Source organism: Phycicoccus sp. M110.8, assembly GCF_032464895.1.
In the GTDB taxonomy this organism is placed as follows: domain Bacteria; phylum Actinomycetota; class Actinomycetes; order Actinomycetales; family Dermatophilaceae; genus Pedococcus.
Genome location: NZ_JAWDIC010000001.1, coordinates 776,447 through 791,508, shown reverse-complemented (window position 1 = coordinate 791,508; position 15,062 = coordinate 776,447). Strand labels below are relative to the sequence as shown.

Here is a 15,062-nt window from a genome sequence, read left to right as displayed (position 1 = left end):
TGCAGCGGACCGCAGCGCAGACGTCTCCGGCGGGCGTGCCCGCCGTCGAGCTCGAGGGCATCACGAAGCGGTTTCCCGGCGTCGTGGCCAACAAGGACATCACCTTCGCCGTCCAGCGCGGCACGGTGCACGCGATCGTCGGCGAGAACGGTGCCGGCAAGTCGACCCTGATGAAGATCCTCTACGGCGTCCAGCGCCCCGACGAGGGCACGATCAAGGTCGACGGCACGGTCGTCGACCTGCACTCGCCCTCCGACGCGATCGCCGCCGGCATCGGCATGGTCTTCCAGCACTTCATGCTGGCCGACAACCTCACCGTCCTGGAGAACGTCGTCCTCGGCGCCGAGAAGCTGCACGGCATCGGTGACGGCGCCCGCCGCGAGATCGCCCGCATCTCCCAGGCGTACAAGCTCGACGTCGACCCCGACGCCCTCGTGGCCGACCTCGGTGTCGGCTCGCGCCAGCGCATCGAGATCCTCAAGGTCCTCTACCGCGGCGCCAAGACCCTCATCCTCGACGAGCCCACCGCCGTCCTCGTGCCGCAGGAGGTCGACGAGCTGTTCGACCAGCTCGCCGAGCTCAAGGACGAGGGCCTCACCGTCCTGTTCATCTCGCACAAGCTCGACGAGGTGCTGCGCGTCGCCGACTCGATCACGGTGATCCGTCGCGGCACGACCATCGACACGGTCGACCCCGCGTCGGTCAACGCCCGTCAGCTGGCCGAGCTCATGGTCGGCTCCGAGCTCCCGTCGCCCACGACGGAGGAGTCGACCGTCACCGACCGGGTCCTGCTGCGCGTCGAGGACCTCGTCCTCGGCGACGGCACCGGGCGCCCGGTCCTCGACGACATCTCCCTGACCATCCACGCCGGCGAGGTTCTCGGCATCGCCGGCGTCGAGGGCAACGGCCAGGCCGAGCTGGTCGAGGTCATCATGGGCATGCGCGAGCCCACCTCCGGCAAGGTCTTCCTCGGCGACACCGACATCTCCGAGTGGGGGGTTCGCGAGATCCGCGAGGCGGGCGTCGGGTACATCCCCGAGGACCGCCACCGCCACGGACTGCTGCTCGAGGCGCCGCTGTGGGAGAACCGCGTCCTCGGCCACCAGACCGAGGAACCCAACGTCAAGGGCGCCCTCATCGACGCGGCCTCGGCCAAGGCCGACACCGAGCGCATCGTCAAGGAGTACGACGTGCGCACCCCGTCGATCTTCGTGACCGCCGGGTCGCTGTCGGGCGGCAACCAGCAGAAGCTGATCATCGGCCGCGAGATGAGCCACCACCCGAAGGTGCTCGTCGCCGCCCACCCGACCCGTGGGGTCGACGTCGGTGCGCAGGCGAGCATCTGGGACCACATCCGGGCGGCGCGGCGCGAGGGCCTGGCGGTGCTGCTCATCTCCGCCGACCTCGAGGAGCTCATCGGGCTCTCCGACACCATCCGGGTGATCCTGCGCGGCAGGCTCTCGGGCGACTTCGACCCCGACCACGTGACCGCAGAGGACCTCGGCGCCGCGATGACCGGCGCCGGCGAGAAGGAGCAGACCGCATGAACCGGCTCAACCCCCGCCGGATCCTGTTGGGCCTCGCGGCACCGGTGCTGGCGCTCGTCGTCGCCTTCGTCATCACCTCGCTCATCCTCGCCCTCTTCGGCGACCCGGTCGGCGACGTCTGGAAGACGATCCTGCACGTGCCGAAGCCGCGCCAGACGGTGCAGATCGTCAACGCCGCCACCGTCTACTACCTGTCGGCCGTCGCCGTGGCGGTCGGCTTCCGGATGAACCTGTTCAACATCGGCGTCGACGGCCAGTACCGCGTTGCCGTCTTCGCGGCTGCGGTCTTCGCCGGCCAGGCGTGGCTGCCGGGGTGGCTCAACATCCTCGCGTCCATCGTCGTCGCGATGGTGGCCGGCGGCCTCTGGGCCAGCATCGCGGCATACCTCAAGGTCAAGCGCGGCGTCTCCGAGGTGATCTCCACGATCATGCTCAACGCCATCGCCACCGGCGTCGTCAGCTGGCTCCTGCTCAAGGTCGCCGACCGGCAGGAGGGGAGCAACGCGGTCAACACCAAGACGATCCCCGACTCCTCCCAGCTCCAGGGCCTGAAGCTCATCCCGGGTGCGACCAACCGCGTCTACACGCTGATCGTGCTCGCGATCCTCGTCGGGCTGGCCTACTGGTTCGTGCTCGGCAAGACGCGGTTCGGCTTCGACCTGCGCGCCACCGGCCGGTCCGAGACCGCGGCCGTCGCCAGCGGCGTCAAGGTCCCGCGGATGGTGATGACGGCGATGATCGCGTCGGGCGCGCTCGCCGGGCTCATCGGCATGCCACTGCTGTTCGGGCAGGACCACAACTACGGCACCACGTTCCAGTCCGGCCTCGGGTTCGCCGGCATCGCCATCGCCCTGCTTGGCCGCAACAACGCCGTCGGCATCGCGTTCGCGTCGGTGCTGTGGGCGTTCCTCGACATCCAGTCCAATGCCCTGCAGATCACCGCGGGCGTGGCCCAGGAGATCGTCTTCATCATCCAGGGCGTCATCCTCTTCGCGGTCGTCATCGCCTACGAGCTGATCCGCCGCACCGACAAGCGCCTCGAGCAGCAGCGCGTGTCCCGGGAGCTGGCCGCCCAGCCCAAGGCCCCGGCGACGGAAGGAGCCCCGGCATGAGCGCCGCAGGTCTCGAGGTCGGCACCAAGCCGGTGACGGCCGGCGCGCCGAAGCGGCGCCGCTACGGCCTGCGCGAGTATGCCGTCGTCGCGGTGGGCGTCCTCGCCGTCATCGCGGTGCTGCGGGTGGTCACGGGTGCCGACGACATCGCCTCCTCGGGCGCCCTGGCCGCGGCCATCGGGCTCGCGGTCCCGATCGGGCTCGCGGGCCTCGGTGGCCTGTGGTCCGAGCGCGCGGGCGTGGTCAACATCGGCCTCGAGGGCATGATGATCCTCGGCACGTGGGGGGCCGGCTTCTTCGGGTACCACATGGGTCCGTGGATGGGCGTCGTCGGCGCGATCCTCATGGGCATGCTCGGCGGCCTCATCCACGCCGTCGCCACCGTGACGTTCGGGGTCGACCACATCGTCTCGGGTGTTGCCATCAACATCGTCGGGCTCGGCGTGGCCAAGTACCTCGCCGCCCGGTTCTTCAGCGGGCTGCCCGGCGGTGGCCCGACGCAGTCGCCGCCGATCAAGGACCTGCCGGCGTTCACGCTGCCGGGGGTCTCCGACGGGCTCGGCGACATCGAGCGCAAGAACTGGTTCTTCGTCAGCGACCTCGCCGCCGTGCTGCGGGCGCTGTGCACCAACCTGTCGATCCTGACGATCATCGCGGTGCTGCTGTTCGTGGGGACGTGGTGGGTGCTGTGGCGCACGCCGTTCGGGCTGCGGCTGCGGTCGGTCGGCGAGTCGCCGGTGGCAGCGGAGTCGCTCGGCGTGCACGTGCTCCGGTACAAGTTCCTCGCCGTGCTGGTCTCCGGTGGCCTCGCCGGCCTCGGTGGCGGGTTCCTCGCCCTCGTCGCCGCGAACATCTACCGCGACGGCCAGACCGGCGGCCGCGGCTACATCGGCCTCGCGGCCATGATCTTCGGCAACTGGCGGCCCGGCGGCCTGCTCAGCGGCGCGGCCCTGTTCGGCTACACCGACGCGGTGCAGCTGCGCGGTGGCGCGACGGTGCACGCGTTCCTGCTGCTGTTCGCCGTCATCCTCGTGGCCGTCGGCGTGTGGCAGATCGTGCGCAACCGCCGGCTCGTGCAGGGGATCCTGGCGCTCGTCGTGGGCGTGCTCGTCGCCTGGTGGTACTTCGCCGCCGACGCCGTGCCGGCCGAGCTGACCGGCACGACGCCGTACGTCACGACGCTGCTGGTCCTCGCGTTCGCCTCGCAGCGGCTGCGGATGCCGGCCGCCGACGGCCAGATCTACCGCAAGGGCGAGGGGGCCTAGTGCCGGGCACCGAGCACGAGGGGTATGCCGGCGGGCCCGACGCCGCGACGACGTCGGGTGCGTCGGCGGCCGGCTCCCACGAGTCCGGGGCGTCCCCGGTCGGCGCCCACGAGTCCGGGGCGTCCCCGGATGGCGGGCACGCCCCGGCTCCGGTCCACGGCAGCCCCCACGGCGCCGAGCACATCGACTGGGAGGTCCTGCGCGAGCAGGCCGTCGCGATCATGCGCAAGGCGTACGCGCCGTACTCCGGGTTCCCGGTGGGCGTCGCCGGCATCGTGGACGACGGCCGCGTCGTGGTGGGCTGCAACGTCGAGAACGCGGCATACGGAGTGGGGCTCTGCGCCGAGTGCGGCATGGTCTCCTCGCTGCACGCCAGCGGCGGCGGCCGGCTCGTCGCGGTGTCGTGCGTCGGTGGCGACGGGCAGCCGCTCATGCCCTGCGGCCGGTGCCGCCAGCTGCTGTGGGAGAACGGTGGCCCCGAGTGCCTGCTGCTCACCCCCGAGGGCGTGCTGCCGATGCGCGAGGTGCTGCCGCAGGCGTTCGGCCCCGACAACCTCACCGCCGCCGCAGCAGCCGCAGCCGTCGCCGACCACCCCGCCTGACCCGCGCCTGACCCGCGCCTGACCCGCGCCTTCCGCCTGGGCCCTCGAGGACGATTCGTGCCGTAACCGGCACGAATCGCCTTGCTCTCGGCCGGCAGGGGGCGACTCGTGGCGGAAACGGCACGGATCGCCCCTGTGGACAACGCCGGCCCACGTCGCCGCGTCCGCCACGCTGGAGCGATGGACGACGGCCTGCCCCGGGTGTTCACCCGAGCGGAGGCCCTCGGTGCGCGGCTGAGCGACAAGGTCCTGCGCGGACCGCAGGTGCAGCGCGTCTTCCGCGGGGTGTACGTGCGACGCGACGTGCCGCTCGACACCCGGGTGCGCGCTCTGGCGGCCCTGCGACTCGCCCCCAAGGGCTCGGTTGCCGCGTGCTGGACGGCCGCGGAGCTCCTGGGCGGCATCGTCCCCCACGAGACCAGGGTGCACCTGAACGTCCCCAGCGGTCGGCTTCGGGTGCCGGGCGTGACCACGCGCGTGCGCTCGGGCAGGCGCCGGCTCGCCCGGATCGGGGGGCTGCCCGTCACGACCGCCGAGGACACGTTCGTCGACCTGGCCGGCGAGCTGGGGCTGGTCGACCTCGTCGTGCTCGGCGACTCGCTCGTCGGGCGCGGTCGCACGACTCCCGACGCTCTCGTGGCCGCCGCCGACGCCATGCGTGGGCGGCACGCGGCGATGGCTCGGCGGGCGGCCGGCCTCGTGCGCGCGGGAGTGGACTCGCCGATGGAGTCCCGGCTGCGGATGCTGCTCGTGCTGGCCGGGCTGCCCGAGCCGGTCGTCAACCACATCGAGCACGACGAGTGGGGTCGGTGGGTGCGTCGGTACGACCTGTCGTACCCCGAGCTGAGGCTGGCGGTCGAGTACGACGGACGCCAGCACGCCGAGTCGCAGCGGCAGTGGGAACGCGACGTCGAGCGCCGCGAGGAGCTGGATGCCGAGGGCTGGCGGATCGTGGTCGTCCTCGCCAAGGGTGTCTACCGGGAGCCCGAGCGCACCCTTGCCAGGGTGGTGGCGGCGCTGGCCGCCCAGGGGCGCACCGTTCGGGTGACGTCGGACGAGTGGCGCCTGCACTTCTCGGGCGTCTGACGGCCACCCCCGCACGCTGAGGTATGCCGCGCCGACGCGCGCGGCATACGTCCGGTTGCAGTGGGCGGGGCGACTCGTGCCGGAAACGTCGGGAGTCGCCCCGGGTCCCACTGGTCGAGGGCGACTCGCGCCGCAAGTGTCAGATCTCGCCCCGGCTGCGATCCGTCGGGGGCGGCTCGCGCCGGAAACGTCAGGAATCGCCCTCGGGCCCGGCGGTCGGGGGCGAGTCGTGGCGAAACCGGCGCCTGTCGCCCTGTGTCGGCGGCGGCCACGCGTCTGACACGATGAGCCCCATGAGCGAGTCCTTCGACGCCGTCGACGTCATCATCACCAAGCGTGGCAAGCAGGAGCTGTCGGACGCGCAGATCGACTGGGTGATCGACGCGTACACCCGCGGGGTCGTCGCCGACGAGCAGATGTCGAGCCTGGCCATGGCGATCCTGCTCAACGGCATGAACCGGCGTGAGATCTCCCGCTGGACCGCGGCGATGATCGCGTCGGGTGAGCGGATGGACTTCTCCTCGCTGTCGCGCCCCACGGCCGACAAGCACTCGACCGGCGGCGTCGGCGACAAGATCACCCTGCCGCTGGCTCCGCTCGTGGCCGCCTGCGGCGTCGCGGTGCCGCAGCTGTCGGGCCGCGGGCTCGGCCACACCGGCGGCACCCTGGACAAGCTCGAGTCGGTCCCCGGGTGGCGGGCCGCGCTCAGCAACGACGAGATGATGCGCCAGCTCGAGGACGTCGGCGCTGTGATCTGCGCGGCCGGCGCGGGCCTGGCCCCGGCGGACAAGAAGCTCTACGCGCTGCGCGACGTCACGGGCACGGTCGAGGCGATCCCGCTCATCGCCTCCTCGATCATGAGCAAGAAGATCGCCGAGGGCACGGGCGCGCTGGTGCTCGACGTCAAGGTCGGCAGCGGCGCCTTCATGAAGACGGTCGAGGACGCCCGCGAGCTCGCCCGCACGATGGTCGACCTCGGCACCGACGCGGGGGTCAACACGGTCGCCCTGCTCACGAACATGCAGGTCCCGCTCGGCCTGACCGCGGGCAACGCGCTCGAGGTCCGGGAGTCGGTCGAGGTGCTGGCCGGCGGCGGCCCCGAGGACGTCGTCGAGCTCACCCTGGCGCTGGCCCGCGAGATGCTGGCTGCGGCGGGACGGGACGACGTGGACCCGGCCGACGCCCTCAAGGACGGCAGGGCGATGGACACGTGGAAGGCGATGATTCGCGCGCAAGGCGGCGACCCCGACGCCGAGCTGCCGGTCGCGCAGGAGACGCACGAGGTGCTTGCCCCGGCCGACGGCGTGCTCACCGAGCTCGACGCCTACAAGGTCGGCGTCGCGGCCTGGCGCCTCGGGGCCGGCCGGGCCCGCAAGGAGGACCCGGTGCAGGCCGGCGCCGGCGTCGAGATGCACGCCAAGCCCGGTGCCGTGGTCCGCGGCGGCGAGAAGCTGCTGACGCTGCACACCGACACCCCGGAGAAGTTCGAGCGCGCCCTCGACGTGCTCGACGGAGCCTTCACCATCGCCCCCGAGGGCTCCCGCCCCGACCTGCTGCCGCTGGTCATCGAGCGGATCGCCTGACCCCCTCGGCGGCGTCACCGCCCAGGGCCGCGACGCGGGCGACCGCGTCCGGGTGCCACATGACCCGGTGGTGACCGAGGCGCTCGGTGACCACCAGCCGGGCGCCGTGCCACGCGGTGACGAGCTCGACCGCGCCCGCGAACGGTGCCTCCCGGTCGTGGCGGTCGTGCACCACGAGGAGCCGGGGGAGGGAACGCTGGCGTGAGGCGAGGTCGACGAGGTCGAGGGCCTGCATCGGCAGGCCCACGCGGCGCTCGGCGCGGGCGCGCATGACCCGTTCCGACCGCGGCCCGACACCCAGGGACGTCGCGACGAAGCGCTGGATCGGCGCCACCGAGATGGGTGGAGCGAGCAGGGCCAGCGCCTCGACGTCGAGGCCGGCGTCGATGGCCAGCAGGGTCGCCATCGCCCCGGCGGAGTGCGCGACGACCACGGCCGGTCGCCCGAAGTCGGCTGCCACCGCGGCGAGCGCCTCGCCCATCTCGACGAACGTGGTCGACCGGCCGCCGAAGCGGCCCGCGTCCGAGCCGCCGTGGCTGGGCGCGTCGAACGCCACGACGCACAGCCCGCGGTCGAGCAGGGGCTGCACGTGGGCGGACAGCTGCTGCCACCAGCCACCCCAGCCGTGGACGAGGTATGCCGTGGGCAGGCCCCGGTCGCCGTAGACCCGGCCGCGGACCACGCCCCCGGACCAGGCGGTCTCGAACGGCTCGCCCCCAGGCGGGGTCCGGCGCTCGCGCTCGGCCGCGGGAGGTGCCGCGGGCAGGCGGAACCAGAGCCGCTCGGCGAGCCAGCCGCCGACCGAGGGCGTGCGCTCAAGCTGCCGGAAGACCACGGGGAGCAGCGAGGAGGTGGCCAGCGGGCTCCTGCGGCGCGCGCGCCGCGGTGTCGCCACTCGGGGTGCGGCCACCAGAGCGGCGCCACCCGGCATACCAAAACGATCGATCGTGCTTTTTTCTGCCGACATGACAGCTCCTCGAGGAGGTGGCCCGGAGGTCAGGCGCGGATGTGGTCGAGCAGGCGGTCGAAGGCCGCCCGGGCGCGCTCAGCTGCGGCGTCGTCGCGCAGCAGCCGGGCGGAGAAGTTGTAGCCGAGGACGATCGACAGCATGTCCTGGGCGAACGCGGCGGCGTCGGTGTCCTCGCTGAACTGGCCCTCGGCGACGCCGCCGCGGACGATGGTCTCGATGGTGTCGAGGAGGTCGCGCTCGGTCGTGACGACCCTGTCCCGCACGGGGGTGTCCGGTTCGTCGTCGAACTCGCTTGCGACGGAGACGAAGATGCAGCCGCCGGGTAGGGCGTAGTCGCTGTACCCGCCCCAGCCGAGCCAGCGCTCGAACAGCATGCGCAGGCGGGGCTCGCCGCGGGCCTCGCGCAGCGCAGGACGGATCACCAGCCGGGCGAAGTGGTCGGCGGCGAACTCGAGGACCGCGGTCTGCAGGCCCTCCTTGGAGCCGAAGTGCGAGAACAGCCCGCTCTTGGACATCCCCAGGGAGTCGGCGAGGCTGCCGATGGTGATGCCCCGCAGGCCGACCCGGCTCGACTGGGCCAGCGCCTCGGCCAGCACCGCCTCGCGGGTCTCCTCGCCCTTGCTCACCGACACATAAAAGCACGACCGTTCGGATTCAGCAAGGCCCCGACAGGTCACGCACTAGGGTGGGCTCGTGCCAGAGCTGATCGCGTCCCCCACCACCATCCCCGTCCCCGGCGGCAAGGTCATCGACGAACACGTGGGCCGGGTGAACACCGGCTCCGAGGGCGTCTCGATCGCCCACATGAAGGCCCCGGCCGACTGGACCGAGCCGTTCCAGGCGCCGGCCTTCGACGAGTACACCCTGGTCCTCGCCGGCGCCGTCCTCGTCGACCACGACGGCGGTCAGCTGCGGGTCGAGGCGGGGCAGAGCGTCATGACCCGGGCGGGGGAGCGGATCCGCTACTCCACCGGCCCGGAGGGCGCCGAGTACGTCGCCGTCTGCCTGCCGGCGTTCTCACCCGACACGGTCAACCGCGAGGAGGAGGGCGCGTGATCTTCGGGCGCAAGGACGGCAAGGACGACGCGGACGGCCAGGACGCCGAGGCCGGGACCGCTGCGCTGACCACCGAGGAGCGGATCGCCCGCGCCCCCAAGGCGCTGCTGCACGACCACCTCGACGGCGGCCTGCGACCGCAGACGATCCTCGAGATCGCCGACGAGGTCGGGTATGCCGGCCTGCCGGCGGGCGACGCCGAGGCGCTCGGCGACTGGTTCCGCGAGAGCGCGGACTCGGGCTCGCTCGTGCGCTACCTCGAGACCTTCGACCACACCCTGGCCATCATGCAGACCGCCGACGGCCTGCGCCGGGTCGCCCGTGAGTGCGTCGTCGACCTCGCCGCGGACGGTGTGGTGTATGCCGAGAGCCGGTACGCCCCGGAGCAGCACCTCACGCAGGGGCTCGAGCTCGAGGACGTCGTTGAGGCGGTCAACGCCGGCTTCCGGGAGGGGGAGCAGGAGGCGGCGGAGGCGGGCAACCCAATCCGGGTCACCGCGCTGCTCACCGCGATGCGGCACGCCGCCAAGAGCACCGAGATCGCCGAGCTCGCCGTCCGCTACCGGGACCGCGGGGTCGCCGGTTTCGACATCGCCGGGGCCGAGGCCGGGTTCCCGCCCACCCGCCACCTCGACGCGTTCGAGTACCTGCGCCGGGAGAACGCGCACTTCACCATCCACGCCGGTGAGGCCTTCGGGCTGCCGAGCATCTGGGAGGCGATCCAGTGGTGCGGCGCCGACCGGCTCGGGCACGGCGTCCGCATCGTCGACGACCTCATGGTGAAGGGCCGTCCCTTCGGCGACGACGTCGCGGCGGCGATCGCCGCAGACCCGGCCGACGTGCACCTGGGCCGGCTCGCGGCATACGTCAGGGACATGCGCATCCCGCTCGAGATGTGCCCGAGCAGCAACGTCCAGACCGGGGCAGCGGAATCCGTTGCGCTGCACCCGATCTCGTTGCTGAAGCGGCTGCGGTTCCGCGTCACCGTCAACACCGACAACCGGCTCATGAGCGGCACGTCGATGAGCCGGGAGATGGGGCTGCTCGTCGCGGAGGCCGGCTGGTCGCTGGAGGACCTGCGCTGGGTCACCATCAACGCGATGAAGTCCGCGTTCATCCCGTTCGACGAGCGGCTCGCCATCATCGACGACGTCGTGAAGCCGGGTTACGCCGAGCTGCTGGGCTGACCGGTCGTCGCGCCGCCGGGGCCCGTCCCCCAGGAGGGGATGGGCGACGGCGGCTGGGAGGCGACGCCGCCCACGGGGTCGGGTGGCAGGAGCCGCTCGCGCAGACGGGCCTCGCGGGCCAGCCGGTCGGCGTCGCGGGTGCGGCGCTCGGCGAGCATCGCCATGAGGACGTACTCGGCGTGGTGGCCGGGGGGCGGTGCGGGTGCGACGTAGGGGCGCGCCTCGTCGAGCAGTCGGGCGCCGAGCTGCTCGCGCACGGGCGGGGCGAACGTGTGCGCCCGCGCGAGGAACTGGCGGACGGCGACGGCCAGCTGGTCGGGCAGGGGCGCGAGGTCCGCGGTGGCCGCCCAGCCAGCGAGCTGCGGCGGCATGGGGGTGGGCGGCGTCAGCTTGATCCGCTGCCGGTCGCGCACGACGTACGTGCCGGCGAGGAGGTCCCCGAGGCGCTTGCCGCGCGACGACACGGCGGCGGACACGAGCGCGGGGACGCCGCTGCACCCGTACACCTCGACCACGCCGAGCATCGCCCGGGTCAGGGCCTGCCGGAAGCGGATCGGGCCGGCGTCGTCGCGCACGGTCCGCAGTCCCAGCGCCAGGTGCCCGAGGGTCTTGCCGCGGGTGAGCGTCTCGAACGTCGTGGGCAGCGCCACGAGGGCCGCGATGGTCGCCAGCGTCGTCATGGCCAGGGTGAGGGCGTCGTCGACGCCGCCGAACACCGCGTCGGCCCCGATCTGCAGCCCGATGAGGACGAGCATCCCGAGCACGTAGTCGATGAGGCCGGAGACGATGCGCAGCCCGATGCCCGCGCTCGGCAGGTCCAGGGCGACGGCCTCACCCGTCACCAGGTCGTCCGCACCGACCCCCACGGTGCTGCTGCTCATGTCGGCCACTGTAACGGCGGCCGGCGGCTAGGGTGGCCGATGTGGACCTGGACGCCTTCGTGGCCGCCCACCGGGGGGAATGGGAACGGCTCGACGAGCTGACCGGGCAGCGACGGCTGACCGGGGCGGACGCGGACGAGATCCTCGACCGGTACCAGCGCGTCGCGACGCACCTGTCGATGATCCGCTCGACCGCGCCCGACGCCTCGCTCGTCGGCTACCTGTCGATGCTGCTCGCCCGTGCGCGCTCGCGGTCGGCCGGCACCCGGACGCTGTCGTGGTCGGACGCCGGGCGATTCGCCGCCGTGTCGTTCCCCGCTGCGCTGTACCGGATGCGCTGGTGGTGGCTCACCGTCCTGGTGGTCAACGTCGTCCTCGCGTTCGTCATCGGATGGTGGCTGCTCGACCACCCCCGCGTCGAGAGCTCGTTCGCGACGCCGCAGGAGATCGACCAGCTCGTCAACGACGACTTCGCCAGCTACTACAGCGAGTACGCCGCGACGTCGTTCGCGCTCCACGTGTGGACCAACAACTTCTGGCTCGCCGCCCTGTGTGTGGCCCTCGGCGTCTTCTGCCTGCCGGTGGTCTTCCTGCTCGTGACCAACGTGCTCAACGTCGCGGTCGTCGGCTCGATCATGGTGCGGCACGGGCGGGGCGACCTGTTCTTCGGGCTGATCCTGCCCCACGGGATGCTCGAGCTCACCTGCGTCTTCGTGGCGGCCGGGGTGGGGCTGCGGCTGTTCTGGGCGTGGGTGTCGCCGGGTCCGCGCTCGCGCGTGCGGGCGCTGGCGGCGGAGGGGCGTGCCGCCCTGGGGGTGTCGCTCGGGCTCGTCGTGCTGCTGCTCGTGTCCGGGCTGATCGAGGCATTCGTGACGCCGTCCGGTCTGCCCACCTGGGCGCGGATCGGCATCGGCCTGCTCGCCGAGGGGGCGTTCTTCGCCTACGTCTTCACCCTCGGCCGGTGGGCCCACCACCGCGGCGAGACCGGTGACCTCGCCGAGGCCGAGCGCGGCTTCGACGTGCCCGTCGCCGGCTGACGCCGGCCGGCCTCGGCCTGGGGCAGGCGAAGCTCGAGCGCGTCCGTCCACCGGGCGCAGCGCGTATGCCGTGAGCCCGCGGCGACCCGACGTGTCACCGTCGCCGGCGGTCACCTCGGGCCGAGGGCTTGACCACGAATCTCCGAGCGCTGCCCAACCGGCGGGGCCACCAGCTTCTATTGATCGAGCCTCAGGAGTGATGGCCGGGCACGGACGTCGCTGACCGCGCGGCCACGCTATTAGTGGCGGAATGAGCCATTCGCGACGGACTGCGCGACGATGATTGCCCTATGGACTACTCAATAGACCCACGAGCGGCAACAGTGGTCGTCCGCACAAGCGACGGCTTCAGGCCGCTCGTCAGGGCGGATCTCGAAGAAGTCGCCGATCGGTGGGCATCTAGTCCTCACATCCCCGAGGCGATCGAACACCAGCTACACGTGGCTCGTCAGCTTTACACGCACTCGCTGCTGGTCTGGGAGTTCGGCGCTGTCGCCGTGTCAACCGCCCTCCTTGCAGTCGAGTCGGCCCTTCGCTTGCGACTAGGTGCCAAGCGATCGGAGAACTTCGCCGGTCTCATATCCCGAGCCCACGCGGCTGGACTCATCACAGACGACATGCGGTCCTTCCTGGATATCGGCAGGGATCTGCGGAACCGCTTCAGCCACCCCACCTACCAACAGGTCTGGTCACTCGGGATGACCGCTCCGGCCCTGCGAACCAGCTTCGAGGTGATCGCGGGTCTCTTTCGGGATGGGGCCGCAGTCCCGGATGCATCCATTCGATAAGTGAACCCCAACGTCCCACTGGGAGATCCTCCAGTGAGCTGCCTTTCAATCCCGACTGTGAATGCGGCAGTCCGTGCGGTTCCCGGCGGAATGACGCGGGCTCCGACCGGTTCGCTTGACTGCGCCCCGGCCGTAACTGGATCGACTAGGGTCGCCGCGTGGGCATGATCCAGCTAAACCAGATCGAAGCACGGATCCTCGATAAGTATCGGGGCAAGATCGACACGAGCGACGCCAAGGACCCCGAGATGGCCTTGCGCACCAGGGGCTTGGCGGCGTGGAGTGTTGAGGAACTCTCCGGCTGTACAGAGGCTGAGGCGGCTGCGTCCGTGGTCGATGACTTTGGCGACAATGGCGTCGACGCGATCCATATTGACGCCACGAATAGCACTGTCTATCTGGTTCAGAGTAAGTGGAGCGTCAACGGAACTGGTTCCGCTGCTACAGGCGACATTCACAAGTTCGTCAAGGGCTTCGAAGATCTAGTGAACGCAGAGTTCAGTCGCTTCAACACGAAGCTGCAGGCGAAACAGAGTGACATCGAGGCTGCGCTAAGCGACCCAGAGGTCAAGTTCATACTCGTACTGGCGCACACGGGGTCGAGCCCGCTCGCGAAGGAAGGTCGCGAGATCATTGACGACCTCCTGCTGGACGTGAACGACCCGATTGAGACGGCATCTTTTGAAAGTCTGACCCAAGCGGAGCTGCACGGTTTTCTACGCAGAGGCGTGCGGGGAGCTCAGCCTGACCTCCGCGTGACGCTGCACGACTGGGGGTACACACAAGACCCGTATTCCGCGTACTACGGGCAGGTGGACGCAGCGGAGATCGCAGATTGGTATGCCACCTACAAGACATCGCTGTTCGATAAGAACTTGCGTGAGTTCTTGGGCCGATCGTCAGAAGTCAATGCCTCGCTCATGAACACGCTACGAAACACTCCTGAGCGTTTCTGGTACCTAAACAACGGCATCACTGTGTTGTGCGAGAGCGTCCGCAAGGCTGCCGCCGGGGCGACGATGAAAAAGTCGGGCCAGTTCGAGTTCGTTGGCGTCTCGGTCGTTAACGGTGCGCAGACTGTAGGGTGCATTGCTGAGGCCGCGGCCGAGGATGCAGACTATGTGGCCGACGCTCGTGTGACGGTTCGCTTTATCTCCCTCGAGAACTGTCCTGACGACTTTGCATCCGAGGTAACTCGTGGAACGAACACTCAGAACCGCGTAGAGCGTCGAGACTTCGTAGCGCTTGACAAGGAACAGGTGCGCATTCGCGAAGAGCTCGCGATCGATGGAATTACATACGTCATCAAGAGCGGTGAGCCGAGTCCGCCCGCCGCCACCGGCTTGACGGTGGTCGAGGCCACGGTTGCGTTGGCATGTGCAGACCCATCCTCGGAACTCGCGGTCCAGGCCAAGAGAGAGATCGGTCGCCTCTGGGTTGGAGCCGAATCACCGAAGGGAGGCTCTCAGTACCGGCGGCTGTTCAACTCCAGCACGTCGGGACCGCACCTTTGGCGATACGTACGAACACTTCGAGAGATCGATGCGTGCCTCTTGAAGGAGCAGAGCCGGCGCACCGGCAGGGATCGTCAAATCGGCGTCCATGGCAACAGGCTTCTCGCGCATATCATCTTCCAGGATCTGGGCGCAGGCGTCACCGTGGGCGACGAAGCCGACTTTGCGAAAGTGCTGGCTGGAATTTCGAGCAAGGTGAAGGACCGGTACGACGATGCTGTCCGGGTTGTCGGGAAGTCCTATGGCGGCAATTACCTCGCAAGCCTCTTCAAGAACGCGACCCGCTGTGCGGATGTCGCGAAGCAGTGTCTCGCAGTCACGCACTCTTGAGTCGAAGGAGCACGTGTCATTCGGTCCAGGATGGGTCTGCGGAACCTGCCCTCATGCGGGGTCAGACGCACCGTTGATGTCTAAGTGCGTTAGGCGTGACCTCT

Annotated in this window: 14 protein-coding genes; 11 read left to right on the top strand and 3 right to left on the bottom strand. The window is 70.4% G+C overall.

What is annotated here, in order from left to right; genetic code table 11:
• Positions 1-35 precede the first annotated feature (35 nt).
• The 6 genes from RKE38_RS03720 to RKE38_RS03695 all read left to right on the top strand — a co-directional run bounded on the left by RKE38_RS03720 (position 36) and on the right by RKE38_RS03695 (position 7,195).
• Positions 36-1,547, top strand: coding sequence for an ABC transporter ATP-binding protein (locus tag RKE38_RS03720; RefSeq protein ID WP_316006098.1), 1,512 nt, complete (start codon positions 36-38; stop codon positions 1,545-1,547).
• Positions 1,544-2,659 (top strand): ABC transporter permease, encoded by a 1,116-nt coding sequence (locus RKE38_RS03715; protein WP_316006097.1) that lies wholly within the window; start codon positions 1,544-1,546, stop codon positions 2,657-2,659. Before RKE38_RS03720 ends, RKE38_RS03715 begins: the two co-directional genes overlap by 4 nt.
• Positions 2,656-3,924 (top strand): ABC transporter permease, encoded by a 1,269-nt coding sequence (locus RKE38_RS03710; protein ID WP_316006096.1) that lies wholly within the window; start codon positions 2,656-2,658, stop codon positions 3,922-3,924. The genes RKE38_RS03715 and RKE38_RS03710 overlap by 4 nt, the downstream gene beginning before the upstream one ends.
• Before the next feature lie 221 nt (positions 3,925-4,145).
• Complete coding sequence (locus tag RKE38_RS03705) at positions 4,146-4,526, top strand: cytidine deaminase (RefSeq protein WP_410055449.1); 381 nt, start codon at positions 4,146-4,148, stop codon at positions 4,524-4,526.
• Positions 4,527-4,706: 180 nt separating this feature from the next.
• Entirely contained in the window at positions 4,707-5,612 is a 906-nt protein-coding gene (locus RKE38_RS03700; protein ID WP_316006095.1) for a DUF559 domain-containing protein, read from the top strand.
• Between the two features lie 293 nt (positions 5,613-5,905).
• Complete coding sequence (locus RKE38_RS03695; RefSeq protein WP_316006094.1) at positions 5,906-7,195, top strand: thymidine phosphorylase; 1,290 nt, start codon at positions 5,906-5,908, stop codon at positions 7,193-7,195.
• On the opposite strand, the gene RKE38_RS03690 is transcribed toward RKE38_RS03695, so the two are convergent.
• Together RKE38_RS03690 and RKE38_RS03685 are read right to left on the bottom strand one after the other, a co-directional pair.
• Positions 7,176-8,162, bottom strand: coding sequence for an alpha/beta hydrolase (locus RKE38_RS03690; RefSeq protein WP_316006093.1), 987 nt, complete (start codon positions 8,160-8,162; stop codon positions 7,176-7,178). The genes RKE38_RS03695 and RKE38_RS03690 overlap by 20 nt on opposite strands.
• Positions 8,163-8,191: 29 nt before the next feature.
• Positions 8,192-8,791 (bottom strand): TetR/AcrR family transcriptional regulator, encoded by a 600-nt coding sequence (locus RKE38_RS03685; RefSeq protein ID WP_316006092.1) that lies wholly within the window; start codon positions 8,789-8,791, stop codon positions 8,192-8,194.
• Between the two features lie 67 nt (positions 8,792-8,858).
• Here RKE38_RS03685 and RKE38_RS03680 point away from each other — a divergent pair, with 67 nt between their 5' ends.
• Together RKE38_RS03680 and RKE38_RS03675 are read left to right on the top strand one after the other, a co-directional pair.
• Positions 8,859-9,221, top strand: a complete 363-nt coding sequence (locus tag RKE38_RS03680) for a cupin (RefSeq protein ID WP_316006091.1) — start codon at positions 8,859-8,861, stop codon at positions 9,219-9,221.
• Between the two features lie 65 nt (positions 9,222-9,286).
• A complete protein-coding gene (locus RKE38_RS03675; RefSeq protein ID WP_316007593.1) occupies positions 9,287-10,408 on the top strand; it encodes an adenosine deaminase in 1,122 nt (373 codons plus the stop codon).
• On the opposite strand, the gene RKE38_RS03670 is transcribed toward RKE38_RS03675, so the two are convergent.
• Positions 10,387-11,289: an RDD family protein gene (locus RKE38_RS03670; RefSeq protein ID WP_316006090.1), complete on the bottom strand. Its 903-nt coding sequence runs from the start codon at positions 11,287-11,289 to the stop codon at positions 10,387-10,389. The genes RKE38_RS03675 and RKE38_RS03670 overlap by 22 nt on opposite strands.
• A 41-nt stretch (positions 11,290-11,330) precedes the next feature.
• Here RKE38_RS03670 and RKE38_RS03665 point away from each other — a divergent pair, with 41 nt between their 5' ends.
• The 3 genes from RKE38_RS03665 (at position 11,331) to RKE38_RS03655 (ending at position 14,958) form a co-directional block, all read left to right on the top strand.
• Positions 11,331-12,326 (top strand): stage II sporulation protein M, encoded by a 996-nt coding sequence (locus tag RKE38_RS03665; RefSeq protein ID WP_316006089.1) that lies wholly within the window; start codon positions 11,331-11,333, stop codon positions 12,324-12,326.
• Positions 12,327-12,616: 290 nt separating this feature from the next.
• Complete coding sequence (locus RKE38_RS03660) at positions 12,617-13,114, top strand: hypothetical protein (protein ID WP_316006088.1); 498 nt, start codon at positions 12,617-12,619, stop codon at positions 13,112-13,114.
• 164 nt (positions 13,115-13,278) lie between these two features.
• On the top strand, positions 13,279-14,958 hold the full coding sequence (locus tag RKE38_RS03655) for an AIPR family protein (RefSeq protein ID WP_316007592.1): 1,680 nt from the start codon (positions 13,279-13,281) through the stop codon (positions 14,956-14,958).
• Positions 14,959-15,062 lie beyond the last annotated feature (104 nt).